The following is a 24,538-nucleotide window of genomic DNA, read 5'->3' on the forward strand; positions in this document are numbered from 1 at the left end:
GACAGTAGTACAGGGTTTGAGAACTTGCCAACGGGAGCCCGGAAATCGACCAGCAGGAATGGTTCTTCTGCAATTGAGGTCGATGGTGCGAGGGTTGTTGAAGGAAGCCTGATTCCTTGCTGGGTATGCAAGCAGCTCCTCTATTTAGCTACTGGCGCGATTGGCGATCGGTACAGATTGGGTCACGCAACTCAAGACGCTACTGATCGAGCACGCCGGCGTAGTCGTGTGGGTCAACTCTGCCGCCTAATGCCTTGCAAGCACGAAGCCCGACGTTTTCAATCGCGAAGGTGTATTCGGGCATGCCCCATTCATCGAGGCCTGCGCGGTACAGAGGTAGCCGTCGCTGGCCTCAAGCAGTTGTGCTTCATTGATGAGGACACCGCCTCGTCTGGATAGTTGTGCCAGACTTCCTGTAAAGCAGTTGATCGCTAAAGGTGCGAAACGAATGACTTCATTCAGGTTCATAGGGCGCTCTCGCTCGCCGGATGAGGATCGGCGTGAAGACGGTTTTCGGCCCCTCGAATGGCTTTGGCGATTCGCCAGAAATAAATTGCGCCAATCGAAAATTCGAACACCGAACCGATGACCCAGCATGTCATCAGCGACGACGGCACATCGCGATTGCTCATTGCGACGTAATAGATCAACGGAATGCTTATAAACCACATCAGAATCAGGCGCACGACCAGCGAAAATCTGGCCATGCCAATACTCTCCAAGACGGCTGCACCCGTCATAGAGAAGACAAAGGCGGCGGAGAATGTCCACAGTACGCGTTGTGTATCGATGGCCAGGGCGACGATCTCCGGATTGTGCCCCAGGTCGCCGAAAGCCTTGAGCAAGACCTGTGGCAAAGTGATTTGAACGGTGGAAACCAGCAGTACGTAGAACAGCTCGATGGTCACGGTCACCCGTAGGATCGTTGCCAACTCAGTGTATTGCTCCTTGCCCACTGCAGTGGCGCACAGAATGCTGCAACCAATACCCAAACCGATGATCGGGATGATGCCCAGGTAATTGATCGTCAGATTGACGTTGTTTGCCGCCAGCGCGCTAGAGCCCAGTACTGCGACTATCCAGATGAATGCAGTGTTGCCGAGCTGATCCACCCCGGCGGATAAGCCACTGGGAACACCTCTACGCAGCCGGAAAAACAGCCGAGGCAGTAGGCGCTCGCTACGGGCAATGAAGATGTTCATCAACTCAAGCCAGATTTCTCGAGGCAGCATTACTGCGTAGCACGTCAGCATGGACAGAGTGCCGATCAACGTACCGATAGCGGCTCCGGCCATTCCCATTTCGGGCAGCCCGAACTTTCCGAAGACCAGGCCGACGGTGAAGATTGAGTCGACTACTTGACCAACGATGCCGACCATGAGCGTTTCGCGGGTTCGACCCACACCGTTGAAGTATGAGGACAGCGCTGTGTCGATCGTCATTACGCCGCCGAAGATCGCCGCCCAGAGCATGTACTGCGATTCGAGGCTGACAATCTGCGGTGGGCGGGAGCTGAGCTGTGGGATCATCGCGATCAACGGAGCGGCGACAAACAGCAGGGCACCGCAGGCAATACCAAGGAGCAGTCCCAGTGCGGCTTCATTCCAAGCCTCGCTGAGCCCCGATCGACCATTCGCTTGTGCAATAAAGGAACGTGACACGCCTACGGTGCTACAGAAGAAAGCGATGATCGCCATGCTCGTGAATACTGCTGGACCGGAGGCGGCCAGCGTATCTTGTGAGTAGTGTGCCAGGCATAGCCTGTCGACAAGCATCATCAATAAATTGCCGACCATCGTCCCCATCAATGGAAACGAGACGATGGCGATTCTTTTCGCCACCCCTGCGTCAAACCAGTGCCGCATATTCACATTCCTTTGTCTCGCGGCTGCCGCGATGGTCGCCCAACACATCGCGTAAAAGAGCCAGCAGTGTGTCGGGATTTCCAATCTGCGCCAGCAGCGACAACAGCAGACGCTCCATGCCGAAGGCGACGCAGGCTGAATGCATGAGCGGTTCTGGGGATTGCGGGCCGATCTTGAATGCGTTGGTAAACAGATCCCGGTGCAAGTTGCGCGAACTATCCTGTCATATGGATGGACCCAGTGGACACCATTTTTGGCCTCACAAGCGGATCGCCATGCGCCAACGCACCTCTTATCCAAAGCCCTTCAAAACCCAAGTCGTCCAGGAATGCCTGCAACGTCCTGGCCGGCGTCATCGTCAAAGGCGAATGGCATCCCGATCGTGTTTAGTAAGGCTCATCACAGAGTGCACCTTAATAATGAAGGAAAGATAAGAATACTTCTTACAAAATTATCAAAAAAACCTCTATGGGAATTAATAATTAATTCATAAAAAAATGTACTTCTCCTAACCTTTAAGCATCAATTGCGGAGGTGCATTTATGTTGATTTTCATTAAGTCGATGATCATTGGGCTTTGTATCGCAGCCCCTGTGGGACCCATTGGGCTGTTGTGCATACAGAGGAGCCTTGCGCTTGGATGGAGAGCAGGTTTCGCGACAGGGTTAGGGGCGGCCACAGCCGATTCGATCTATGGATTTGTCGGTGCGCTGGGAATCACAGTCATCATAGCGACACTCATTAGCTTTAAGCCATGGTTGTGTATTTTGGGGGGGATGTTCCTCGCGTACATTGGTTATCAAACAATAAAATCGAAAGCGAGCTCAACAGCCCTGGCGGGTGAACGAGCCAACCTGTTAAAAGCCTACTTGAGTACACTGTTTTTGACACTGTCGAACCCAATGACCATCCTGTCGTTTATTGCGATATTTGCTGCCATGAGCGATGGCATGGCTAATGATCAAAGCGGTCAGCACTCAGTGCTGCCTATGGTGACAGGTATATTTCTAGGCTCGGCTGTCTGGTGGCTGGGATTGAGCGGATTCTCCTCCATATTCAAGACCAGAATCTCCCAATCAAAGCTCAGGTTGATCAACTATTTTTCCGGGTCAACCATCACCATTCTGGGTGCCTACCAAGTAGCCACTGGCGTTATGCTCGCCACAGCAGCTTAATAGGGAAATGAGGCAAGGCTTATTTCTTATTGGCTGATGAGTAAGCCTTGGCATCAATCCCCTACGGTTTGACGGGAGGATGCTTTACTGAATTCTGGATTCAATGTACGCCCTGAGGCTACCTATCGCTTGTTTGATTTCTGATTCTGTCGCATTGCTAAACGACAATCTGACCTGAGTGACAGCCTGATTCGTCAGCGAAAACAAGGAAGTGGGAAATACAATAACCTTGAAGTTCCTGGCGCACTCGCACATTTCAAAATATTCAAAGGTGAAGGGCAACTGTACATTGATGAAAAAACCTCCCTCTGGATGGTTCCAGGTGACACTTCTTTCAGAACCAGCCTTGACCGGGAATTCACGTTCAAGGCATTCAATCATATGGTTTCTTTTTTGCCTGTAAGACAACACTCTTGGTTGATTAAGCTGTTTTAAAGAGTAATTGTTCTCTATCAGCAAACCTCCGACAATTGCCTGGCACAGGGCAGGTGTATTGACGGTGATCAAGCTTTTGGCTTTACATAACCTGGCGCTAAAGGAAATCACCCCAGCGCTCTCCGGGGCGACTACGTAGCCCATACGCAATCCCGGAAAAATTGACTTTGCAAAAGAGCCAAGAAGGAATACTCGACTACTGTCGATTGACTTCATCAAGGGGATTTTATCTCCCTCGTACCTGAAGTAGCTGTAGGCATTATCCTCCAGGATAAAAAAATTCATTTCATTGGCCAAGGAGAGCATGGCCTTTCTGTTTTCATAGGAAAGGCTGTTAGCAGTAGGGTTACTAAAATCTGAAATCGCGTACAGCGCTTTTACCTTTTCCCCCCTGGACTCAAGATCTTCAGCTACCTTGCGCAGGGCAGATGGATCGAGGAAGGTGTCCTCGGGAACGGGTACAATTTTTATTCTTAATAATTTCGCAATCCCCGTTATTCCGGAAAACACAGGGTCAGGCACTAATAAAATACCACCTCCTTCAAAAATTGATAGCAGTGTCAAGGTAGCAGCTTCCTGAAACCCCATACACACGACAATACTTTCAGGGTTGAAAATCTTTATGCCTTCATCCACCTGCAAGTGTTCGGCTATTATGCCGTTGATAATTCCGGTGGTTTTTCCATATTGGCAAAGTAGTGTCGCAAGCGAGTGTTCCGGATTGACGGCGTATCGTGCATAGCTGGCCAGCCCTTTATCAATAAGGGACAGGTCGCATTGCTCGTCGTCAGGTCGACCGGAAGCCAGAGAGATTGCCTCTGGATTTTCACTGGAAATGGAATTTAGAAGATGGATAACGTTCAGAGTAGGGTCTTCGAATATCGTTTTTTCGAGTACGCTGGGCAATCTCGCTTCTCCATAAAAAGCAACGAGCCGTTGAAGGCTCGTTGCTCATGATTAACATCTGTTACGCAGGTTTAAGTGCACTTTTTTGATTGGCCATATTTTCCATGGCCACAAATGCCTGAAGCAGATCCTCTTTAAGATCCTCAAGGGCCTCTAAACCAAAACACAATCGTACCAACCCCTTTTCAATCCCCATATCCGCTTTTTCCTGCTCAGTCATCGAGGCATGGCTTCCGCTAAAGGGTTGCGCAACCATTGACGTGACACAGGCCATGCCCGTACCCGTTCCAAACCATTTGAGGGAGCTGGTGAAGGTTTTGTAAAAGGGGACCAGATCGGGCCGAATATCAACAAACACAATGCCACCGTAGCCGGTCAATTGTTTACCATCGACTCGTGGATAATATACATGCTCAATGAAGGGCAGTTCCCGTAGATAGTTGAGCATGCTGGAGGTTGTGTTGCTGTGTTTCTCCATGCGCAGGTTAAATGTTTGCATGCTTCTGCGAAGCAGCCATGCGCTATTAGGCGCTAATATTGAGCCTGAGTAAAAGCGGCCTTCGAGGAGGCGCGTATAAATCATTTCATTGTTGACGAGTACCAGGCCACCCATGACATCGCTATGCCCGGAGAAATACTTCGTTGCGCTGTACAGAGAAATATCCGCGCCGAAGTTCAGAGGCTTTTGAAATATCGGAGTGGCCCACGTGTTGTCAACGACCACCAGAGCGTGTGGGTTGTTGTGCTTAACCGCCTTGCTGACCGCATGAATATCAATGTCTTTCAGAAAGGGATTGGTCGGTGTTTCGAAAATGACCATGTCCACGTCCGACGGCAACTCTTTCAATCCACTTTCCGTGGTGAGATCCAGAATCGTCAGTTTCGCACCGATACGTGCCGCATATCGCTGAAACAGCTTATAAGAACAGCCATAGATATATTTGTTGATCACCAGCGACCCACCGGGTTTCAGCAGCTCCAGCACCATGTAGATGGCACTCATTCCGGTGCTGTAGGCCAAGGCGTATTCGCTTCCTTCCAGTGCAGCGACAACCTGTTCCAGCTCAGTCACATTGGGATTGGCTTTTCTCGAGTAGAAGAACGCCGAGTCAGCGCTAAAAGCGCTGCACTGATAAATAGGCGTCACGGATGGGTGGGCCTCTCGGTCATCGACCCTGATGTGGAGTATTTCAGTAGACACGCTCATGATTTGCTCACCAGTTTGATAACCTGCTCATACATGTTCTGCTTGCCTTCATACCCAATGGTCGGCGTGATGTCGTTCTGCGAAATACCAATCTCTTCAATCGACTCGGTTGGGAAGTGAGCCCTGTCGAATACTTCATGAAGATTTGAGTTCACCCCTTTGGGAAGCCAAACTTCAGGGCCTGATTCATCAATTCGTGCCTTGGCAATAATAAATCGATAGCTTTCATACGGCCGCAATGTCAGTGATTTCCAATCACTGTTGAGCCCGTCGGTATAGTTGCGCCGCAGGTAGACGGTCTGTTCAAAGTCTTCAGTATTCAGCACTTGGGCGTGCAGCGATACGATATCCCCATGCCACTCGAACTTTCGCTTCTCGTAAGAGGTCAATGCAGCCTCTCGCAGTTCAACAGGCATGTTCGCTTTGTGTTCGCCCAGTAACTTGAAGTGTGCGTCGTGCCCACAACGGGTGCAGCAACCGTTGCTATCCAATCCGATCAGTTCAGCATTCAAACCGTAGCGGGTAACGAGTAGAGCGTTACAATTATTGCAGTTGGTATTGGTGCCCTCGACATCATTTACGTTACCCAGATAAACATGCTCAACCCCCATGCTCCGGGCAATGTCCCGGGCCTTCAGGAGTCTATCCACGGGCGTCCTGATGCTATTACTCATTTTATAATCAGGGTGAAACCTTACAAAGTGGAGCGGTACATTCGGGCCCAGTTCATCCAGTACCCACTGGCTGATTTTCCTGGCGGTATCCTCATCGTCACTGATATCGGTAACCATCAAGGTGCTGACTTCAACATATTTACCAGCATCGTATACTTTCTTGATGCCAGCCAGAACGGGCTCTACCCAGCCTGTTGTGACTTTTCGATAGTATTCGGGGGAGATGGATTTTAGCGAAATCGAGAATATGTCGATGACGGGCAATAGTTCATCAATGGCTTCTTCACTGATAAAAAAAGCTGATTTATATAAATTGATTAAGCCCGCTTCCTTTGCCAGCTTTGCCGTATCGAGGATGAATTCATGCCAGACAACAGGGTCGTTATACGTCCAGGAGATAACGCGTATACCATGCTTTAAGGCGGTTTCTACAACCTGTTCAGGCGTATAGTAGTAAACATCTTTGTCTGTCACATACTTGGCCTGAGAGGTCTTCCAATTGTGGCAGTAGCCGCAGTTAAGCATGCAGCCGATATTGCCTAGGGAAAGGATTCGCTCTCCGGGAGCAAAGTGGAATACCGCCTCGGTTTCGATGGTCTCTTCGGTGCTGTGAACGCCTTTGCCATAATTCAATGTAACTAACCGGCCGCCTCTGTTTCCGCGCACCTTGCAAAAACCTACTTTACCCTCCTGAATGACACAGTTTCGGGGAGAAAGATGACACTTTACAACGCCGTTCGGGAGTATTTCTTCCAACTTTGCAGGCGTGCTTTCCAAGGTCCAGTTTTTATTTTTTGTAGTGTCCATCTCTCACTCCTCATTTCACGGAAGTTGCTGTCAATATCATCGGTTTAAATAGTCGAGGCGAAACAACCCCGCCGCCACAGTGGCGGCAATCCCCTAGTAGTTATTGATAGGCGGAGAAACGCTGGTCAATCCATAATTCTTAAGTGAAAAACGCCTGGCGTTTATATTCATGAATGGCTGTATAAGAGGGCCTATGACCAACAAGAATGCAATGGTTCCCATACCGAAGGGCCCGCCTAGAAGCCATCCGGTTGAAAAGATGCCAATTTCAATTATCATTTTGGCTTTGGTGAATGACCACGCCCATTTGGACACCATGGTAAGCACCACAAGGTCCATGATTCTGATACCAATACCGCTCATGATAATCAGTGCAGACGAATAAGCACACAGCACCAGACCCATCGCCAATATCGTGTACTCATTCACTCTGACAATCAAATACTCTCCAAGCCCCAGCACGGACCAGAGGTCAATCAACAGACCTGTAAGTGTGGTTGTAACAAATGGGCTTATCGGAGGATATTTCTTGTTCCAGAGCATCCACCACAGCAGAAAGAATAGAGAAACGATACCCGAACAAACGCCCATTCCGAGCATGAGTATTTTATTTATCGAGATGATCAGGACATCTAAGGGGTCAGTCCCCAGTTGACTGACTATGAAAAACTTGGCCCCCACCGAGAAAAGGGCGACGCCAGCCAGATACATAAAAATCTGATCCATCTTGAAATCACGAAAACTTAGGACTTGCGTTCCAATATAATTCGCGAATGATGGATAGGATTTTTTTTCACACTTTATTTTTTCATCTTCCATACGAACACCATCCCTGGAGGAGAATATTTTATTATGCAGTGCGTAACGCTAAGGATTCAGAGCTATTGATTACCCGGGTTCTTGTTAGGCTTTACCGGGCTGCAAATAGACTAGCACTCTGCTTTATTTTGGTGCATTATTTTTTAATGAAAACCGGGTGCTTTTCATTAAAATTTATACTTTTTACTGTGGGAGCTTACATGGACCGTATAGACATCAAAATCTTGGGGAAGGTGCAGGACTTTGGTCGCATTTCCATCACGGAGCTGTCCAAGCACGCAGGTCTTTCTATTCCCGCCACCACTGATCGGTTGCGAAAGCTCGAAGATTCTGGGGTCATCAAGGGATATAGCGCTCAGTTAGATCCAACCAAACTAGGGTTCGGCATATCTGCTGTCGTCGGCATGACCACCCTCAAGCCTGCGAAATCCAAATTGATAGCGACGCTCAACGACATACCCGAAGTCGTTGAGTGCCTGCACGTCACGGGTAACGACTCCTACCTGATCAGGATCTATGCCAGGTCAATGGCCGATATCGAAAATATCATTGCGAAGATCAACGCGTACGGTGAGACACGTACAAGCATTGTCTTGTCTGTCCCCATCGAGAGAAGAAAGCTTGTCCCTTGAGCCTGTACATAGAACAGTCGGCTGTCAGCTATTTCAAGGGTGATCATTTTGTTTGCCCGGAACGGCGCCAGCAGCGATTCATCTGCCCCTGAATTAGTAATCAACGTCCACGGCCCTTTGAGGAACGGTGAACAATGTCATGCCGGTCGCAGACGCTTGGGGTACTGCGGCCGATGTGCCTGCACCCACTAACGTACTTGGCCGTTATGGATCACCCGAAGAGGACATCGCACCGGTGGTGCTGTTTCTCGCCAGCAAGGATGGGCAATTTTTGACGGGGTATAGCCTGACGCCTGACGGTGGCCAAATCATCGACAGCGCACGCTGATTTTACCGTCCAGTCTGCAACCGATTGCCCCACAGGGAACACAAGACTCGCCTTGGCATGTCTTGTGTTTTTTCAAGCGATGCTCTCCGATGCAACAGGTTCTCGCGAGGCAGCGCGTGCCGCCAGGAAGGCAAGAACTGCCGCCACGCCCAGCAGCGTGGCGCTCAACTCGAAAGTCGCTCGATAGCCGTTCGAGTCAAATACCAGCCCGCCAACGGTTGCGCCGGATGCAATGGCCAGTTGGATGATCGCCACCATTAAGCCGCCTCCGGCTTCAGCATCCTCTGGCAATGTTCTGGCCAGCCATGTCCACCATCCCACCGGCGCCGCTGTCGCAACCAGCCCCCAGAGACCCAACAAGACGGTGGTGGTAGCCGCAGAGCTGCCGAACGAAACGAGTGCCAGCGCGATCGCCGCCATCAATATCGGGATGACGATGAGGGTGCGATGCAGGCCATTTTTCAAGAATGCTTCAATCAGGAAGGTTCCCGCGAGGCCTGCCAGGCCGAGGACGAGCAACATCAGTGACAGCATGGAAATACTGACGTGCGTGACCGTTTCAAGGAACGGGCGCAGGTAGGTAAATAGCATGAACTGGCCCATGAAAAAGACACTGACCGCCGCCATGCCTAACGCGACCGGTGTGCTTTTCATCAACCTGAAAACATTTCCAGTGCCTGAACCGCTTTGCGACTTCATCGCAGGAAGGCTCACCCAAAGCCAGAGACTGGCGATTACCGCGACCGGGATGACGCACAAAAATGCACCGCGCCATCCGATGAAGGCTCCGAGAAAACTGCCCAGAGGTGCTGCAATCACTGTCGCCAGAGCGTTGCCGCCATTGACGACTGCCATGGCGCGAGCGATCTGGTCGTCGGGCACCAGGCGTATGGCAGTTGCCGCCGATAATGACCAGAAGCCACCAATTGCCACGCCGATCAGCGCGCGGCCGGCCATGAACACCCAGTAGTTCGGCGCGAACGCGACCACGGTTCCTGAAACGATCATCAGCAGCGTCAGGGACAACAGCAGTGGCTTGCGGTCGACCCGCGCCGCCACCGAAGCGGTCAGGAGGCTGGCGAATAGCGCAAACAGCCCAGAGACTGAAATGCCCTGGCCCGCTTGCCCTTCGGTGATATGCAGATCGGCGGCAATCGGTGTCAGCAGGCTGACGGGCATGAACTCCGATGCCACCAGGACGAAGGCGGCGAGCGACATGGCGAACACGGCGCCCCATGATTGTTCAGGTTTTCGCGGGGCTGAGAGCGTGTGTTGGATCATTGATTGAATCCTGTAATGCGCGAAGCGTCGCGGCCCCGGGAACGAGGCCGCGCGTGAGAACGGATGCCCGGCCAGGGCTCTGTTCAGGCTACTTCAGGTTGCTTTTGAAGAACGTGGTCAACTTGGCGAATGGTATGAGGTTGACCCGGTCGTAAAGATCCACATGGCCGGCATCTGGAATGATGAGCAGTTCTTTAGGTTCTGCCGCGCGTTTGTAGGCATCCTCACTGAACTCGAGTGAGTGTGCCCGGGCGCCAGCAATGAACAGCAGTGGGCGAGGGGAGATCGTCTCGATGTCGTTGAACGGATAGAAGTTCATGAATTTCACGTTGCTGGTCAGCGTCGGCATGGTGGTTGTCTGTGCCGATGCGCCGGCAGGGGTGACCTCACCTCGCGGTGTGCGATAGAAATCGTAGAACTCGTCACCCACGGCGTTGCCGGTTAGCTTCAGTGGTGAGCCGCTGGTATAGCGGACTTCGCCACCCCAGAATTCGGCGTTGCGCTGCTGCGCCGCTTCGCGAATGATTTGCTGGCGTTGTTCGATCGTTACACTGTGCTTGAGGCCATTACGATTGGCGGCGCCCATGTCGTACATGCTGACGGTGGCGATGGCCTTCAGGCGCGGATCGATCTTGGCCGCACTGATGGCGAAGCTGCCACTGCCGCAAATACCGATGACGCCGATACGTTCACGATCGACCAATGGGCGAGAGCCGAGAAAGTCCACGGCGGCACTGAAGTCTTCGGCGTAGATATCAGGCGAAACGGCCTGGCGAGGCGTGCCCTCACTTTCACCCCAGAAGGACAAGTCCAGCGACAGTGTGATAAATCCCTGTTCGGCCATTTTTGTGGCGTAGAGGTTTGCACTCTGCTCCTTCACTGCCCCCATTGGATGACCGACAATGATCGCGGCATTCTTCGATTGAGGATTGAGGTTCTTCAGGATGAACAGATTGCCCACCACCTTCATGCCGTATTGATTCTTGAAGGTGACCTTTTCTACCGTCACTTTTTCGCTTTTGTAGAAGTTGTCCGCGCCGTTCGACAAATCGGCTCCCGTTGAAGAAAAAGAGGTAACAAGCAGCCCTAGGGCAAGCAAAATGCCTTTCACTGGATAGTCCTTTTGATGAGTGGTTATTCGCTGGCGCCTTTCGCTTAGCCAGCCAATGTGGCGTTGTCGATCACGAAGCGATACTTGACGTCGCCCTTGAGCATCCGCTCATAGGATTCGTTGATCTGATCGACCCGGACCAACTCGATGTCGGCGACGATGCCGTGCTCGGCGCAGAAATCCAGCATCTCCTGCGTCTCGGGGATACCGCCGATCATCGAGCCGGCAATCGTTCGTCGTTTCATGATCAGGTTGAACACATTGGGCGATGGATGCGGCGAGGCGGGCGCACCGACCAGGGTCAGCGCACCATCGCGCTTGAGTAGAACCAGAAAGGCATCGAGATCGTGGGGGGCTGCGACGGTGTTGAGGATGAAGTCGAAGCTCTTGGCATGCGCGGCCATCTCCTCAGCGTTGCGCGATACCACCACTTCGTCAGCGCCCAACTCCTTCGCCGCTTCGCGCTTGGATTCGGATGTAGTGAACGCCACGACGTGGGCGCCCATCGCGTGGGCCAGCTTGATGCCCATGTGGCCCAGGCCACCAATGCCGACCACGCCGATTTTCTTGCCCGGCCCGGCGTTCCAGTGACGGAGTGGGGAATAGGTGGTGATGCCCGCACACAGCAGTGGTGCGACGGCGGCCAGTTGTTCTTCGGGATGGCGGATACGCAGAACATAACGTTCATGCACCACGATGTTTTGTGAGTAGCCGCCGAGCGTCCAGCCAGGTGCGTCCGGGGTCGGGAAGTTGTAGGTGCCGACCATGCCGTCGCAATAGTTTTCCAGCCCCGTGGCACAGTCTTCACAGTGTTTGCAGCTGTCGACGATGCAACCGACACCGACCAGATCGCCGACTTTGAAATCCACAACATGCGCGCCGACCGCCGATACACGACCCACAATTTCGTGCCCCGGTACGCAGGGAAATTGCGTGCCCGCCCACTCGGCGCGCACCTGGTGCAAGTCCGAATGGCAGATGCCGCAAAAGGCGATATCGATCTGAACGTCATGGGCGGCGGGTGTACGGCGAATGATTTGCAACGGTTCAAGGGGCTTGTCACCCGCATGAGCACCATAGGCTTGTACAAGCATGGGAGAGTCCTCAATGGCTTTGTCGGATGAACATTTTCCGGCTCTGCCCAGACTCCCTGTAGCGCATTGCGCTGGATTACTTGCCTGATTCTATGAGTCTCTGTTTTTTTGCAGGACGGTCACGAGCGGGCGAGTTAGAGTTCAGCGATGAGGTACAAGGCGAACATGACGATCAAACACGACACCGCTGCTCAACACCTGTCGCCACAAGAAACGCTTGCGCGGATCATTAGCGAGCAGATCCCGAAACCAGGTGACTACGGAACGCCCATTGCGGGCCTGGGCTTTTTCAGGCGCGAACATCCGTCGCCGCCCGTCGTCTGCATGGTCGAGCCAAGCATCATCCTCGTCGTCCAGGGGGAGAAACAGCTGTGGGTAGGTGGCGAGGGCTACCCGTATGACACGTCGCGATTTCTGATCACCTCATTGGACTTGCCCGCCAATTCTGAGGTGCTGGCGGCAAGCCCGGAGCAGCCATGCCTGGGGCTGACTTTGAAGCTCGATCTGCGCATGCTGGCTGAGCTGATAGTGCAGGGTGACTTGCCGCCAACCCGTGATCGATCAGTGGTGAAAGGTGTCGGGATTGGTTCAGTAACGCCTGCCATGTTGGCGTCGTTCGAGCGCTTGCTGGCGCTACTCGATGAACCCGAAGCCATCCCTGTGCTTGCGCCCTTGATTCAGCGCGAGATTCACTATCGTCTCTTGAAGAGTGATCAGGCCGCCAGGTTGCGGCAGATTACCTCGGTCGATGGCCAGGGTTATCGCATCGCAAAAGCCATCGACTGGCTGAAGTTGAATTACGCCTCGGCGCTTCGCGTCGAAGAACTTGCGGCGCGAGTGCAGATGAGCACACCCACCTTTCATCACCACTTCCGCCAGCTCACCTCGATGAGCCCGTTGCAGTACCAGAAGTGGTTGCGATTGAACGAGGCGAGGCGATTGATGCTCAACGAGCATCAGGAAGTATCAAGCGCAGCCTACCAGGTCGGCTATGAAAGCCCGTCGCAGTTCAGCCGCGAATACAGCCGTCTGTTTGGCGTACCCCCCAAGCGGGATATTGCGATGTTGCGAGGGCAGGAGGTAGCAACATAAATGCACCCTGTCAGGCAGGCGCCATCAGGACGGTTCTCAGCTGGCAGCTAAGGCTATACAAGGCCGACAAACGACAGAATAACCAGGACAATCACAACTGCCCCGACGATGTAGATAATATTGTTCATGAAAACCACCTCTCTATCCCAACAGGATTGCGACACCACGGTGCCTATACAGATGACACCTTCGTTCGCAGTTACGTTCCCCGAACCAGTCTCGACGACGGCACCTCGCAGTAACCTCGGCTAATTTGCATGTGCTCAAGGAGCGCGCCGTGGCTGCAGGACACCATCCCGTTCGGCTTACTCCAGTGTTTTCCCAGCCTGAGCGATTGGGCAATTTGCGGGCAAACAGTAAACTGGTAGGCGTTTTGTCGTTGAAGGGCACCAGTCTTCGCGGACCAGATTGGCAAGCAACACACCACGCTATCGCCGGCTAGCAAAGGAGGGCGACGGGGTTGAGCGAAGGTCAACCCAAGCTAATTTATGGTGCGAGGAAAGGTTGCAGTGAATGTTGTTCCGCTCGTTAGAGAAGACGTTACAGCCACGTCGCCGTGGTGCGCCCTGGCGATCTCACGAACAATGAACAAACCCAGCCCGACACTTCTAAGTTCAGCATTGTCATGACTGCCGCGGATCATCGGTTCGAACAGGTCCTTGAGCAACTCAGGTGGTATGGGTGTGCCAAGGTTGTGGACTGTAATAATGACCGCTGGATCTTCGATGCGCGAAGAAACGGTGACTCCGCTATCGGCAGCACCGTAGGCGACTGCATTGGCGACCAGGTTGCCGATGAGCTGATAGAGTCGATCACTGTCGGCAGTAAAGTCACCTTGCCCATAACGCAGGTGGGTCAATTCATGCCCGGGGAACGCCAGACTCAACTCGTCCAGACAGTCGGCCACCAGTTCGTGTAGATCGACGGGTTTGGGCAGAACTGCGATACCTCGCCCGACCTGCGTCAAGGTGAAATCCAGCAGATCGGCCACCAGGCGCTGCGCGCGCTCTGCGGAGTGGGTGATGTGGCCAAGGATTTGTGCCTGCTTAGCATCCATCTCCCTGCGGCCCAGCAGTTCTGTTGCCATTTTTATCGCCGACAATGGGTTGCGCAGGTCGTGACTGACAATCCCGATAAGCTGCTCGGCGAACAGGGCCCGGTCTTCCGCCGCGGCGTAAGTGATGCGCAGCTTGTCTTGGGTGATATCCATCACCCGTTGATCCTTGAGGTGTTTTGCCAAATGTCTTTCTGCGAGCATTCGGGCATGGAGCAGCTCACGCTCGTATCTTTGCCGATCTTCGGCTTTGAACAGCGTCATTTCATGAAATATGCCAGCAGAACTCTCACAACGGACGGCGCTGAGCATCATCGGAATTGAATGTCCGTTGTAGTGAACGAGATCGAATTTGACATCAGCGATCACGCCCTGGATTTGCATAAGGGGCGCCCAGTACGTCCTGTGAAACGTCCTCCCTTCAGGGCTCATCAGGTCTTGGATGTGACGACCGACCAGCTCACTCCTGCGGTAGCCAATCCAGCGGCAGAAGGTGAGGTTGACCTGTGCGATCTGGCCATTTTCTGCGGTAAGCAGTAAGCCACAATCAGCTGCATCGAAGAGAATTTCAGAACCGGGCAGCGAGTCGTCATCTGCGGGCATTTGTATTCACTGACCAATGGGGCCGATATCTGAAAAATTATAGACACCACTTGGGCAAGGACTCTCAAAATTTACTCCTTTTGCAGTGCTTGGTCTCGACATACGGAGGGTTAGCCAATCTGTTGCATCGACCGGTTGAATCCACAGCCGATCGTTAACGGTGTCAAGGGCGGCCGCACTCACCACTGAAGGACTATCAGATAATGTTCTCCAATAAATCAGTCGTGTGTCGCGCAGCAGCAACTCTTCAAGGCAGCCACTGTCGACCGGCTCAAGTGATGAAGTTTGTGGGCGCTTGGAAAAGTCGTTCAAAATGGCCGATTTGTGACTAGATATCTTATCGGTCACAAGTTGTCAGTCGGCGATTGGGTGAGTAAGCTGTTCCCATGAATCAGCCATCAATATCTTCAGCTTCGCCCAGCCCCCGTGGCCCAGCCGATCACGACATTCGAGACCAGATTGTTGCGGCGGCCAACGAACACTTCAGTCAGTACGGCTACGGTAAAACCACGGTTTCCGACCTGGCCAGGGCCATTGGGTTTTCCAAGGCCTACATCTACAAATTTTTTGATTCCAAGCAGGCGATCGGTGAAGCCATCTGCGCAAATTGTCTGGCAGAAATCGTCGCGGCTGTGGAGCAGGCGATCAATGTAGAAGACCTGTCGCCGACGGAACGCTTTCGACGATTGGTCAAAACTGTGGTCGCCACAGGCGTGAATCTGTTCTTTAACGACCGAAAACTCTATGACATTGCAGCATTTGCGGCGTCGGAAAGCTGGCCCAGTACGCAGGCTTATGACGCACAGATCAAACGCTTCGTGTTGCAAATCGTGCGGGAGGGGCGAGAGATCGGCGAATTTGAACGCAAGACTCCCCTGGACGAAACAGTAGAAGCGATACATCTGGCTTTGCGGCCTTTCGTCAATCCTTTACTCCTGCAGTACAACCTCGATTATGTCGAGGAGGCGCCCACGCTCACCGCCAACCTCATTTTGCGTAGCCTCATGCCTTGACCTTCGGCTAACGGTTTTACGTCATGCCTGTGTAAGCGACACATCACCAAAACGGCTTTTCACTTTGCCCTTCTTCCAGTCGTCGAAGGGTATTTCATTTATTCGCATTGTGACCGTTGACTGAATTGGTCACATGAATAAATATGGTGAGCCGTTACTTCTACTGCTTCATCTCAGTGATCCCATAGAGTTCAAACAATGAAAAAAATGTTGCTCAAGAGCCCATTTGGCCTCGCTGTCGTGCTCGCATCTTCAAATGTGTTTGCAAGCGGTTTCGCTCTCAATGAACAAAGCGTCAGTGGGATGGGGTCCGGGTTTGCCGGGCGCTCCTCATCCGCTGAAGATGCGAGCACGGTCTTCGGTAATCCGGCGGGTATGTCTCGATTGAAAAGAGAGCAGGTCAGCGTGGGCGCGGCGACTCTATTCGCGAAGACCGACATAAGCCAAACCCGCAGTACATTCGGAGGCCAGGAAGACGGCGACATGGTGCCAACCACCACAGTGCCTATGGGTTACTACGTCAAACCCATCGATGAGCATTGGGCGTTCGGTGTAGGGTTTTATGTACCTTTCGGTCTGATGACTGACTATGGCAGCGGTTTTGCCGGGCGTTACTACGCCAACAAAAGTGAGGTCACGACCCTTACGTTCCAGCCCACCATCAGCTATGCCTTCAACGACAAAGTTTCGATCGGGTTCGGTCCGACCATCAACCGCATCACCGGTGAGCTGTCCGGGATGGTGCCCAATCCACTTAGCCCAGGTCGCAATGACGGAAAACTCAAAAGCACGGGCGATGACACGGCCCTCGGTTTCAACGCCGGTATCCTGGTGCAGGCTACAGACCGAACTCGCTTGGGCATGACTTACCATTCCAAGGTCAGTTACCACTTGGACGCCAAGACCAAGGTCACCGACGGCATCTTTAGCGTGTTGGGGGTCAGCGGCCGGAGTTATGACGCTTCGCTGGATGTGGATACCCCAGAGTCAGTGGATTTCTCGGTGACTCATCAGCTCAATAATGACTGGACTCTATATTTGGGGAGTACCTGGACACGCTGGAGTCGCTTTAAAGAATTAACCATCGAGAACACGGGTTTACCCCCTTTGTTGAGCGGCTCGCTGGGCACTATTACCGAAGAACAGAACTGGCATGATACGTGGGCTCACGCTATCGGCACGGCGTACAAATTGAACAGCCAATGGGTACTTCGCGCAGGCTTCTCGGTCGACCAGTCTCCCACCAACAACACCAACCGTGGACCACGTATTCCTACGGGTGACCGGAAGGTTATCAGCTTCGGTGCTGGCTGGACTCCGGCGGACAATGTCACGATCGATGTTGCTTATTCCTACCTATGGGAGGAGAGCGTGCGGATCAACGACGCCTCAGCGAACAGAGGTGCATACAGTGCCAAATTCAAGAACAGTGCGAACGGGCTCGGTACGTCTGTGAGTTACCGCTTCTAATTGAGTGCTGTTACACGATGAATGTCCTGTCGGGAGCACGCGCTGCCTCCCGACCGTCAAGAGCACATCTCGGGCCTTTCCCCTGAGGTAAAAGGCCTCTTTGTCGCCCCCTCAGACTCCCATCACCTGCGCCATAAGGCCCTGATGAAACCGACGAGGCGTGGCCCAAGTCAAGACAGTAATGGCCTTGTTGCCAAAACCCGGCACCACACTCATGCGTCCGGCTTGCAGCGCACGGATTCCTGCACGTACGACGGGTTGGGGCTGCATCATCACCCTTTTCAAGACCGGCGTGATCTTTTGCTTGGCGCTTTCTGCAAATCCGGTATCCGACATTCCTGGGCACAGTGCGGTAACGACGACGCCGTCTTTTTTCAGTTCGCGATGAAGCGCATCAGAGAAGCGAAGAACATAGGCTTTCGCGGCAGAGTAAACGGCGAAATTCTTCACGCCCTGGAAGGACAGCAAGCTGGCGACCATCAGGATGTGCCCACGTTTGCGGGCTCGCATGTCGGCCGCGAAAAGGCGTGTCAGGGCTGTCAGGCTGGCGATATCCAAATCAATCATGGTCAGGGACTCATCCAGAGGTTGATCCAGGAAAGGCCCCTGCAATCCATGACCCGCATTGTTGATGAGCACATCGATCACTATATTGCGTTCGCTGAGTCGCTCATGCAGTCCGATGATCGCCGGGATCGAGGACAGGTCTACTTGTTCGACGATCACATCAACGCCGAAGCGTTCGCGCAACTGCGCCGATAGCGCTTCGAGCTTACTCAGCCTTCTTGCTACCAGAACGAGCGATTTTCCCTGCGCTGCATATTGCCGGGCAAACTCCTCGCCAAATCCGCTTGATGCGCCGGTGATGAGCACCCAGGAATTTTCGTTCGACTTCATTTCGCTTTACTCCGGTTGGTTTCTATTGAGCAATTGGCTGCTGACCGCGTCAGTCGGTGAGCGAACCCACTCTCGGATTGGGTAGTAGCTGAAAGAGGGGGGAGGTGCGTGCATCAAGTGCTACGTCACCTGGTTAAATCATCGTGTCGCAACAGGCTGGGCTTCAGGAGGCTGCCAGCCACCACCGAGCGCCTTGAATGCCGCGACCGCCGCCCGTGCTGATTCCGTTCGTGCTTGTGCCCGGGCATCGGAAGCCTGCAGCATCGTCTCGTCGGCGTGCAGGACGTCGATCAGGCTGGCTGTGCCTTTCTCATAGGCAATGAACGACGATTGGCGAGCCTGTGTCAGAGATGCCTCACCCCCGGTGAGGGTGGTTGCTTGAGCTTCCCGATTCACCAGGGAGGAGAGCGCGTTTTCGACATCCTCGGTGGCGCGCAGCACGGACTGACGGTAAGCGGCCAGGGTTTCGGCTTCCTGTCCCTTGGCTTGGTCGATTTGGGCGTTTATGCGACCGAAGTCGAAGAGTCTCCAGTGCAGGCCCAGTACGCCCGCTGACTGGCTGGCGCCGCTGGTGAAAAGATTGCCTGCGGATACAGCCGTAGCACTACCCAGCAATGCGCTGAGGGAGAATTTCGGGTAGTACTCAGCAATCGCCTCCCCGATGCGTGCGTTTGAAGCCGCAAGACGGCGCTCAGCCACAATGAGGTCTGGCCTGCGGCGCAGCAAATCGGCCGGCGTTCCCATCGCCTTTAACTGCGGCGCTACAGGAATGCTCCCCGCACTGGCCAGTTGTGTGCGGTGAGTGCCTGGCGGCGAGCCGAGCATGACATCCAGCGCATTCATAGCAGCATCGAGACCGGTCTGCAGGACCGGCACTGTCGCCTGGACCTGCGATAGCGCCCCTTCGGCCTGGCGAACCTGATAGTTGGCGGCGAGCCCCTTGCTGTAGAGCAACTGGACTTTCTCTAGTAGCTCCTGCTGTGTTTTGACTTGTCGGTTCGCAATGTCCAGCCGGGTCTGCAGTCCGCGAATAGTGATGTAGATATCGGCGGTCTGCGCGGCGACGGCCAATCGTGTGGCAGCGACGCCCGCCTGGGAAGCCTGGTACTCGGCCAGAGCAGCCTCGCGTCCGCGGCGCAATCCGCCAAAGACATCTACCTCCCAGCTGGCATCTTGGTTGGCCTCGTAGGACCTTCCGTACCGGTCATAGCCAGGCGTTGAGTTCAACACCTGACCGAGCGGAGTCTCGATTGACTGGTAGGAGCGCGCGGCCTGTCCGCTGATGTTCCCCGAGGGCAGTAAAGCGGCATTTGCGGCGCCCAGTCCGGCCCGTGCCTGCGTGACTCGCGCCGACGCCTGCGCCAGATCCAGGTTCTGCTCAAGTGCCTTGGAGACGAAGTCGGCTAACAGCGGATCACCAAAGCCTTCCCACCAGGCGACAAGACTGGCCGGCGTCGCCCCAGGCCTCTGTTCGACAGAAGACTGCCCCAAGTAATGGTCCGACAGTGGGGCGTCCGGACGGTGATAGTCCGGACCGACCGCGCAACCTGTCATCAAGCTGGCACTCACCAAGAGAGCAATGGGGCGGAGGGGAGGCATTGAGGTACCTTCAATTGAGGATGTTTGTGACCATATTACGTTATGGTCACTATCTGTCAATCGACGCTCTTTGGACTGAGCTCGAGGTTGGCCAGCAGTATTCGGCAACGCTAGTGCTGGGATCATGGGGGGCAGTACTTCATGATTCGTGACCATTGACAGATATAGTCACTAGACTGAGAATGAAGCGCCAGTCCTATTTGTTTAAGTAAGGGAACCTATGCGCCGGCTTCGACCTGTCCCCATTGCCGCTTGCTTGTTGCCTCTCGTCCTGACGGCGTGTGGCGACTCATCCACCGTTGAAGATCCACGCACGCATGCCCCTCTGGTGAGGTCCTCTGCGGTTCAGGGTTCGTCCGACGTCTCACGTTCTTTCACGGGCGTCGTGGCTGCCCGCGTCCAGGGCGACCTGGGCTTCCGGGTATCAGGCAAGGTGCTTGAGCGTCTGGTTGACACCGGTCAGACCGTTAAGCGCGGTCAGCCACTCATGCGTCTCGACCCAATCGACCTGGGGTTGCAGGCGCGAGCACAGCAAGAGTCGGTCATCGCCGCTCGGGCCCGAGCCAAGCAGACTGCAGATGACGAGGCGCGATATCGCGATCTGGTCGCCGCAGGCGCTATTTCCGCATCGGCTTACGACCAGATCAAAGCCGCAGCGGATACCGCAAAGGCGCAGCTCAGCGCCGCTGAAGCGCAGGCTGATGTAGCCCGCAATGCTTCTGGTTATGCGGTGCTGTTTGCGGATTCCGACGGCGTAGTGGTGGAGACGCTCGCCGAGCCCGGACAAGTCGTCAGCCCGGGACAGCCCGTGGTTCGACTGGCGCGGGCAGGGCAACGTGAAGCCATCGTGCATCTGCCCGAGACGCTACGCCCCACAGCAGGATCCACCGCGCAGGCGACGCTTTATGGCAATACCACGGGTGCTGTTACAGCGAAGCTGAGGTTGCTTTCTGACTCGGCCGACCGAATGACACGCACCTTCGAGGCGCGGTATGTGCTTGAGGGCGCGCTGGCCAATGCACCGCTAGGTTCGACCGTCACGCTTCGGATCGCTGAAGGCGCCACGCAAGGGCAGGGGCTACAAGTGCCGATCGCTGCCGTTTATGACCCAGGCCAAGGCACTGGCGTGTGGGTCATCGCCGGTACTCCGGCGAAAGTGACGTGGCGATCTGTTCAGGTCCTGGGCTTGAGCGACGACGCAGCGCGAGTCGCAGGCGATCTCAAGGTCGGCGAGCAGATTGTAGCGTTAGGCGCGCATCTGCTGCGCGATGGTGAGGAGGTGAGGCTGGCTCAACCGGATGGCGTCAAGGTCGCAGGGAGTCATCCATGAGCGAGGGGCGCTTCAATCTCTCCGCGATCGCCGTTCGCGAGCGCTCCATCACGGTGTTTCTGATCTTCCTGATCGCCGTTGCGGGCATCCTGTCGTTCTTCCAGCTGGGGCGTGCGGAAGATCCTCCGTTTACGGTCAAGCAGTTGACGGTCATTACCGCGTGGCCGGGCGCCACGGCGCAGGAGATGCAGGATCAGGTAGCAGAGCCACTTGAAAAGCGCCTGCAAGAACTGAAATGGTACGACCGCACGGAAACCTACACCCGTCCTGGCCTCGCCTTCACCATGGTGTCACTGCGCGATAGCACGCCGCCCGCGCAAGTGCAGGAGGAGTTCTATCAGGCGCGTAAAAAGCTCGACGATGAGGCCAGGAAGCTGCCGGCGGGTGTCATTGGGCCAATGGTCAACGACGAGTTTTCGGACGTGACATTTGCACTGTTCGCCCTGAAAGCCAAAGGCGAACCGCAGCGACTGTTGGTACGTGATGCAGAGTCGTTGCGCCAACAACTGTTGCATGTGCCGGGCGTGAAGAAGGTCAACATCATTGGGGAGCAACCCGAGCGCATCTTTGTTTCCTTTTCCCATGATCGGCTGGCCACCTTGGGCGTATCACCTCAGGACATCTTTGCCGCGCTGAATAATCAGAACGTGCTCACGCCTGCCGGTTCGATCGAAAGCGACGGGCCGCAGGTCTTTCTTCGGCTGGATGGCGCCTTCGATAAGGTGCAGAAGATTCGTGACACACCCATTGCGGTTCAGGGGCGGACGCTGAAGCTCTCGGACGTGGCGACGATCGAACGTGGTTATGAAGATCCGGCAACCTTTCTCGTGCGTAATAACGGTGAAGAGGCCTTGTTGCTGGGGATCGTGATGCGTGAGGGTTGGAACGGTCTTGACCTGGGCAAGGCGCTGGACGCGGAGACGGTCAAGATCAATGAAGGCATGCCGTTGGGCATGACGCTCTCCAAGGTCACCGATCAATCTGTAAATATCAGTTCGGCCGTCGGCGAGTTCATGGTCAAGTTTTTCGTCGCGCTGCTTGTGGTGATGCTCGTCTGCTTTCTCAGCATGGGCTGGCGTGTAGGCGTTGTGGTCGCTGCGGCTGTGCCGTTGACGTTGGCGGTGGTGTTTGTGGTGATGGCGGCCACTGGAAAGAACTTTGACCGTATCACCCTTGGCTCGTTGATTCTGGCGCTCGGACTGTTGGTGGACGACGCCATCATTGCTATCGAAATGATGGTGGTGAAAATGGAAGAGGGCTACGACCGCATCAAAGCTTCCGCGTACGCCTGGAGTCATACAGCCGCGCCGATGCTTTCCGGTACGCTGGTGACGGCTATCGGCTTTATGCCCAACGGTTTCGCGCAGTCGACAGCCGGCGAGTACACCAGCAACATGTTCTGGATCGTGGGCATTGCCCTGATTGCCTCCTGGGTGGTTGCGGTAGCTTTTACCCCGTACCTGGGTGTGAAGATGTTGCCGAACATCAAGAAGGTGGAGGGTGGTCATGCGGCCATCTACAACACCCGAAATTACAACCGCTTCCGTCAGGTGTTGACGCGTGTCATCGCTCGCAAATGGCTGGTAGCCGGTACTGTTATCGCAATGTTTGGCGTGGCGATTCTCGGCATGAGCCTGGTCAAGAAACAGTTCTTCCCTACCTCGGACCGTCCAGAGGTATTGATTGAAGTGCAAATGCCTTATGGAACCTCCATTGAGCAGACCAGCGCCACCACTGCCAAGATAGAGGCCTGGCTGCAAAAGCAGGGTGAGGCAAAAATCGTCACCGCTTATATCGGGCAAGGCGCGCCGCGTTTCTATCTGGCGATGGCGCCGGAACTCCCTGATCCATCGTTCGCGAAGATTGTGGTGCTGACGGACAGCCAGGAGGAGCGCGAGGCCCTCAAGTTCCGTCTCCGCGAAGCCGCTGCTGAGGGACTTGCCCCAGAAGCGCGTGTCAGGGTGACTCAGCTTGTGTTTGGTCCATATTCGCCGTTCCCTGTTGCCTATCGGGTGATGGGGCCTGATCCGTCAAAATTGCGCGAGATCGCGGGCCAGGTACTGGACGTGATGCAGTCGAGCCCGATGATGAGAACCGTCAACACTGACTGGGGGCCACTGACGCCGACGCTGCATTTCGCTCTGGATCAGGATCGCTTGGAGGCAGTGGGGTTGACGTCAAACTCAGTCGCGCAGCAACTGCAATTCCTGTTGGCCGGAGTACCGATCACTGCGGTTCGTGAGGACATTCGTTCGGTGCAGGTGGTCGGTCGCGCAGCGGGTGATATCCGGCTCGATCCCGCCAGGATAGAAGGATTTACGCTGGTAGGCTCGGCGGGTCAGCGGATTCCGCTGTCTCAGGTGGGAGAGGTCGATGTTCGTATGGAGGATCCGATCCTCCGACGTCGTGACCGCACGCCGACCATTACCGTGCGCGGCGACATTGCCGAAGGCTTGCAGCCACCGGACGTCTCGAGCGTGATCATGAAAGAGCTGCAGCCGGTCATCGACAAGCTGCCTGACGGGTACCGGATCGAGCAGGCGGGTGCAATCGAGGAGTCGGGTAAAGCCGGTAAAGCGATGTTGCCGCTGTTCCCGATCATGATTGCCATGACGCTGCTGATCATTATTCTGCAGGTACGTTCGATCTCGGCGATGGTCATGGTGTTCCTCACCTCGCCACTGGGGTTGATTGGTGTGGTGCCGACACTGCTTATCTTCCAGCAGCCGTTTGGTATCAACGCCTTAGTCGGTCTAATCGCCCTTTCAGGCATTTTGATGCGCAATACGCTGATTCTGATTGGGCAAATCCATCACAACGCCCAAGAAGGGCTGGATCCGTTTCACGCGGTGGTCGAAGCCACGGTCCAACGTGCCCGCCCGGTACTGCTGACAGCGCTGGCGGCGATCCTGGCATTCATTCCCCTGACACACTCCGTCTTCTGGGGGACGCTGGCCTACACGTTGATCGGAGGCACGTTCGTCGGAACCATCATGACGCTGGTGTTCCTGCCAGCGATGTACTCCATCTGGTTCAAGATCCGTCCCGACCATGCGGGGAAAACTGAACCCGCCAATAAGCAAGCAAGCCTGGTGGATAGGACGCCACCTCGTCCTCTCGACGTTCACCAAACCACAGAGCTTTAG

General features: G+C 54.6%; 22 protein-coding genes. 8 read left to right on the forward strand and 14 right to left on the reverse strand.

Annotated features, from left to right (window positions below):
* Positions 1-246: 246 nt before the first annotated feature.
* From PGR6_RS29925 to PGR6_RS11405, 3 genes are read right to left on the reverse strand one after another with little or no spacing between them, the layout of a single operon-like run.
* Positions 247-468, reverse strand: a complete 222-nt coding sequence (locus PGR6_RS29925; protein WP_146602943.1) for a hypothetical protein — start codon at positions 466-468, stop codon at positions 247-249.
* Positions 465-1,865 (reverse strand): MATE family efflux transporter, encoded by a 1,401-nt coding sequence (locus tag PGR6_RS11400; RefSeq protein ID WP_064617123.1) that lies wholly within the window; start codon positions 1,863-1,865, stop codon positions 465-467. Before PGR6_RS11400 ends, PGR6_RS29925 begins: the two co-directional genes overlap by 4 nt.
* On the reverse strand, positions 1,849-2,070 hold the full coding sequence (locus PGR6_RS11405) for a hypothetical protein (protein WP_064617124.1): 222 nt from the start codon (positions 2,068-2,070) through the stop codon (positions 1,849-1,851). The genes PGR6_RS11400 and PGR6_RS11405 overlap by 17 nt, the downstream gene beginning before the upstream one ends.
* A gap of 337 nt (positions 2,071-2,407) precedes the next feature.
* Between PGR6_RS11405 and PGR6_RS11410 the strand changes: the two genes are divergently transcribed.
* On the forward strand, positions 2,408-3,040 hold the full coding sequence (locus PGR6_RS11410) for a LysE family translocator (protein WP_018927726.1): 633 nt from the start codon (positions 2,408-2,410) through the stop codon (positions 3,038-3,040).
* An 84-nt stretch (positions 3,041-3,124) separates the two neighbouring features.
* Here the strand turns inward: PGR6_RS11410 and PGR6_RS11415 are convergent, their stop codons facing one another.
* From PGR6_RS11415 to PGR6_RS11430, 4 genes are all read right to left on the reverse strand, one after another.
* Positions 3,125-4,381 carry an aminotransferase-like domain-containing protein gene (locus PGR6_RS11415; RefSeq protein ID WP_064617125.1) on the reverse strand — a complete coding sequence of 419 codons (1,257 nt, stop codon included), beginning with the start codon at positions 4,379-4,381 and terminating at the stop codon, positions 3,125-3,127.
* Positions 4,382-4,442: 61 nt separating this feature from the next.
* A complete protein-coding gene (locus PGR6_RS11420; RefSeq protein ID WP_064617126.1) occupies positions 4,443-5,588 on the reverse strand; it encodes a trans-sulfuration enzyme family protein in 1,146 nt (381 codons plus the stop codon).
* A complete protein-coding gene (amrS, locus tag PGR6_RS11425; RefSeq protein WP_018927729.1) occupies positions 5,585-7,069 on the reverse strand; it encodes an AmmeMemoRadiSam system radical SAM enzyme in 1,485 nt (494 codons plus the stop codon). Before amrS ends, PGR6_RS11420 begins: the two co-directional genes overlap by 4 nt.
* Before the next feature lie 93 nt (positions 7,070-7,162).
* Complete coding sequence (locus PGR6_RS11430) at positions 7,163-7,888, reverse strand: YczE/YyaS/YitT family protein (RefSeq protein WP_064617129.1); 726 nt, start codon at positions 7,886-7,888, stop codon at positions 7,163-7,165.
* A gap of 200 nt (positions 7,889-8,088) precedes the next feature.
* On the opposite strand from PGR6_RS11430, the gene PGR6_RS11435 reads away from it, so the two are divergent.
* Together PGR6_RS11435 and PGR6_RS11440 are read left to right on the forward strand one after the other, a co-directional pair.
* Positions 8,089-8,520, forward strand: a complete 432-nt coding sequence (locus PGR6_RS11435) for an Lrp/AsnC family transcriptional regulator (RefSeq protein ID WP_019578517.1) — start codon at positions 8,089-8,091, stop codon at positions 8,518-8,520.
* 139 nt (positions 8,521-8,659) lie between these two features.
* A complete protein-coding gene (locus tag PGR6_RS11440; RefSeq protein ID WP_019649145.1) occupies positions 8,660-8,848 on the forward strand; it encodes a hypothetical protein in 189 nt (62 codons plus the stop codon).
* Between the two features lie 72 nt (positions 8,849-8,920).
* On the opposite strand, the gene PGR6_RS11445 is transcribed toward PGR6_RS11440, so the two are convergent.
* The 3 genes from PGR6_RS11445 to PGR6_RS11455 all read right to left on the reverse strand — a co-directional run bounded on the left by PGR6_RS11445 (position 8,921) and on the right by PGR6_RS11455 (position 12,334).
* Positions 8,921-10,129 carry an MFS transporter gene (locus tag PGR6_RS11445; RefSeq protein ID WP_064617133.1) on the reverse strand — a complete coding sequence of 403 codons (1,209 nt, stop codon included), beginning with the start codon at positions 10,127-10,129 and terminating at the stop codon, positions 8,921-8,923.
* Between the two features lie 88 nt (positions 10,130-10,217).
* Complete coding sequence (locus tag PGR6_RS11450) at positions 10,218-11,240, reverse strand: alpha/beta hydrolase (RefSeq protein WP_026331598.1); 1,023 nt, start codon at positions 11,238-11,240, stop codon at positions 10,218-10,220.
* 44 nt (positions 11,241-11,284) lie between these two features.
* Positions 11,285-12,334, reverse strand: a complete 1,050-nt coding sequence (locus PGR6_RS11455) for an NAD(P)-dependent alcohol dehydrogenase (RefSeq protein WP_018927735.1) — start codon at positions 12,332-12,334, stop codon at positions 11,285-11,287.
* A 165-nt stretch (positions 12,335-12,499) separates the two neighbouring features.
* On the opposite strand from PGR6_RS11455, the gene PGR6_RS11460 reads away from it, so the two are divergent.
* Positions 12,500-13,426 (forward strand): AraC family transcriptional regulator, encoded by a 927-nt coding sequence (locus PGR6_RS11460; protein WP_064621241.1) that lies wholly within the window; start codon positions 12,500-12,502, stop codon positions 13,424-13,426.
* 481 nt (positions 13,427-13,907) lie between these two features.
* On the opposite strand, the gene PGR6_RS11465 is transcribed toward PGR6_RS11460, so the two are convergent.
* Both PGR6_RS11465 and PGR6_RS29930 read right to left on the reverse strand, forming a co-directional pair.
* Positions 13,908-15,083: a PAS domain-containing sensor histidine kinase gene (locus PGR6_RS11465; protein ID WP_064617134.1), complete on the reverse strand. Its 1,176-nt coding sequence runs from the start codon at positions 15,081-15,083 to the stop codon at positions 13,908-13,910.
* A 6-nt stretch (positions 15,084-15,089) separates the two neighbouring features.
* Positions 15,090-15,431 carry a hypothetical protein gene (locus tag PGR6_RS29930; protein WP_156523286.1) on the reverse strand — a complete coding sequence of 114 codons (342 nt, stop codon included), beginning with the start codon at positions 15,429-15,431 and terminating at the stop codon, positions 15,090-15,092.
* A 38-nt stretch (positions 15,432-15,469) separates the two neighbouring features.
* Between PGR6_RS29930 and PGR6_RS11470 the strand changes: the two genes are divergently transcribed.
* Positions 15,470-16,096 (forward strand): TetR/AcrR family transcriptional regulator, encoded by a 627-nt coding sequence (locus PGR6_RS11470; RefSeq protein WP_018927737.1) that lies wholly within the window; start codon positions 15,470-15,472, stop codon positions 16,094-16,096.
* Between the two features lie 198 nt (positions 16,097-16,294).
* The gene (locus PGR6_RS11475) at positions 16,295-17,566 is read left to right on the forward strand and encodes an OmpP1/FadL family transporter (RefSeq protein WP_064617136.1); all 1,272 of its coding nucleotides are present in this window, start codon (positions 16,295-16,297) and stop codon (positions 17,564-17,566) included.
* Between the two features lie 111 nt (positions 17,567-17,677).
* Here the strand turns inward: PGR6_RS11475 and PGR6_RS11480 are convergent, their stop codons facing one another.
* Both PGR6_RS11480 and PGR6_RS11485 read right to left on the reverse strand, forming a co-directional pair.
* Complete coding sequence (locus tag PGR6_RS11480) at positions 17,678-18,463, reverse strand: SDR family NAD(P)-dependent oxidoreductase (RefSeq protein WP_064617137.1); 786 nt, start codon at positions 18,461-18,463, stop codon at positions 17,678-17,680.
* A 138-nt stretch (positions 18,464-18,601) separates the two neighbouring features.
* Entirely contained in the window at positions 18,602-20,062 is a 1,461-nt protein-coding gene (locus PGR6_RS11485) for an efflux transporter outer membrane subunit (RefSeq protein WP_064617138.1), read from the reverse strand.
* 220 nt (positions 20,063-20,282) lie between these two features.
* Here PGR6_RS11485 and PGR6_RS11490 point away from each other — a divergent pair, with 220 nt between their 5' ends.
* Entirely contained in the window at positions 20,283-21,392 is a 1,110-nt protein-coding gene (locus PGR6_RS11490) for an efflux RND transporter periplasmic adaptor subunit (protein ID WP_064617140.1), read from the forward strand.
* The gene (locus PGR6_RS11495) at positions 21,389-24,538 is read left to right on the forward strand and encodes an efflux RND transporter permease subunit (RefSeq protein ID WP_064617142.1); all 3,150 of its coding nucleotides are present in this window, start codon (positions 21,389-21,391) and stop codon (positions 24,536-24,538) included. Before PGR6_RS11490 ends, PGR6_RS11495 begins: the two co-directional genes overlap by 4 nt.

This window comes from Pseudomonas sp. GR 6-02 (genome assembly GCF_001655615.1).
GTDB lineage: Bacteria > Pseudomonadota > Gammaproteobacteria > Pseudomonadales > Pseudomonadaceae > Aquipseudomonas.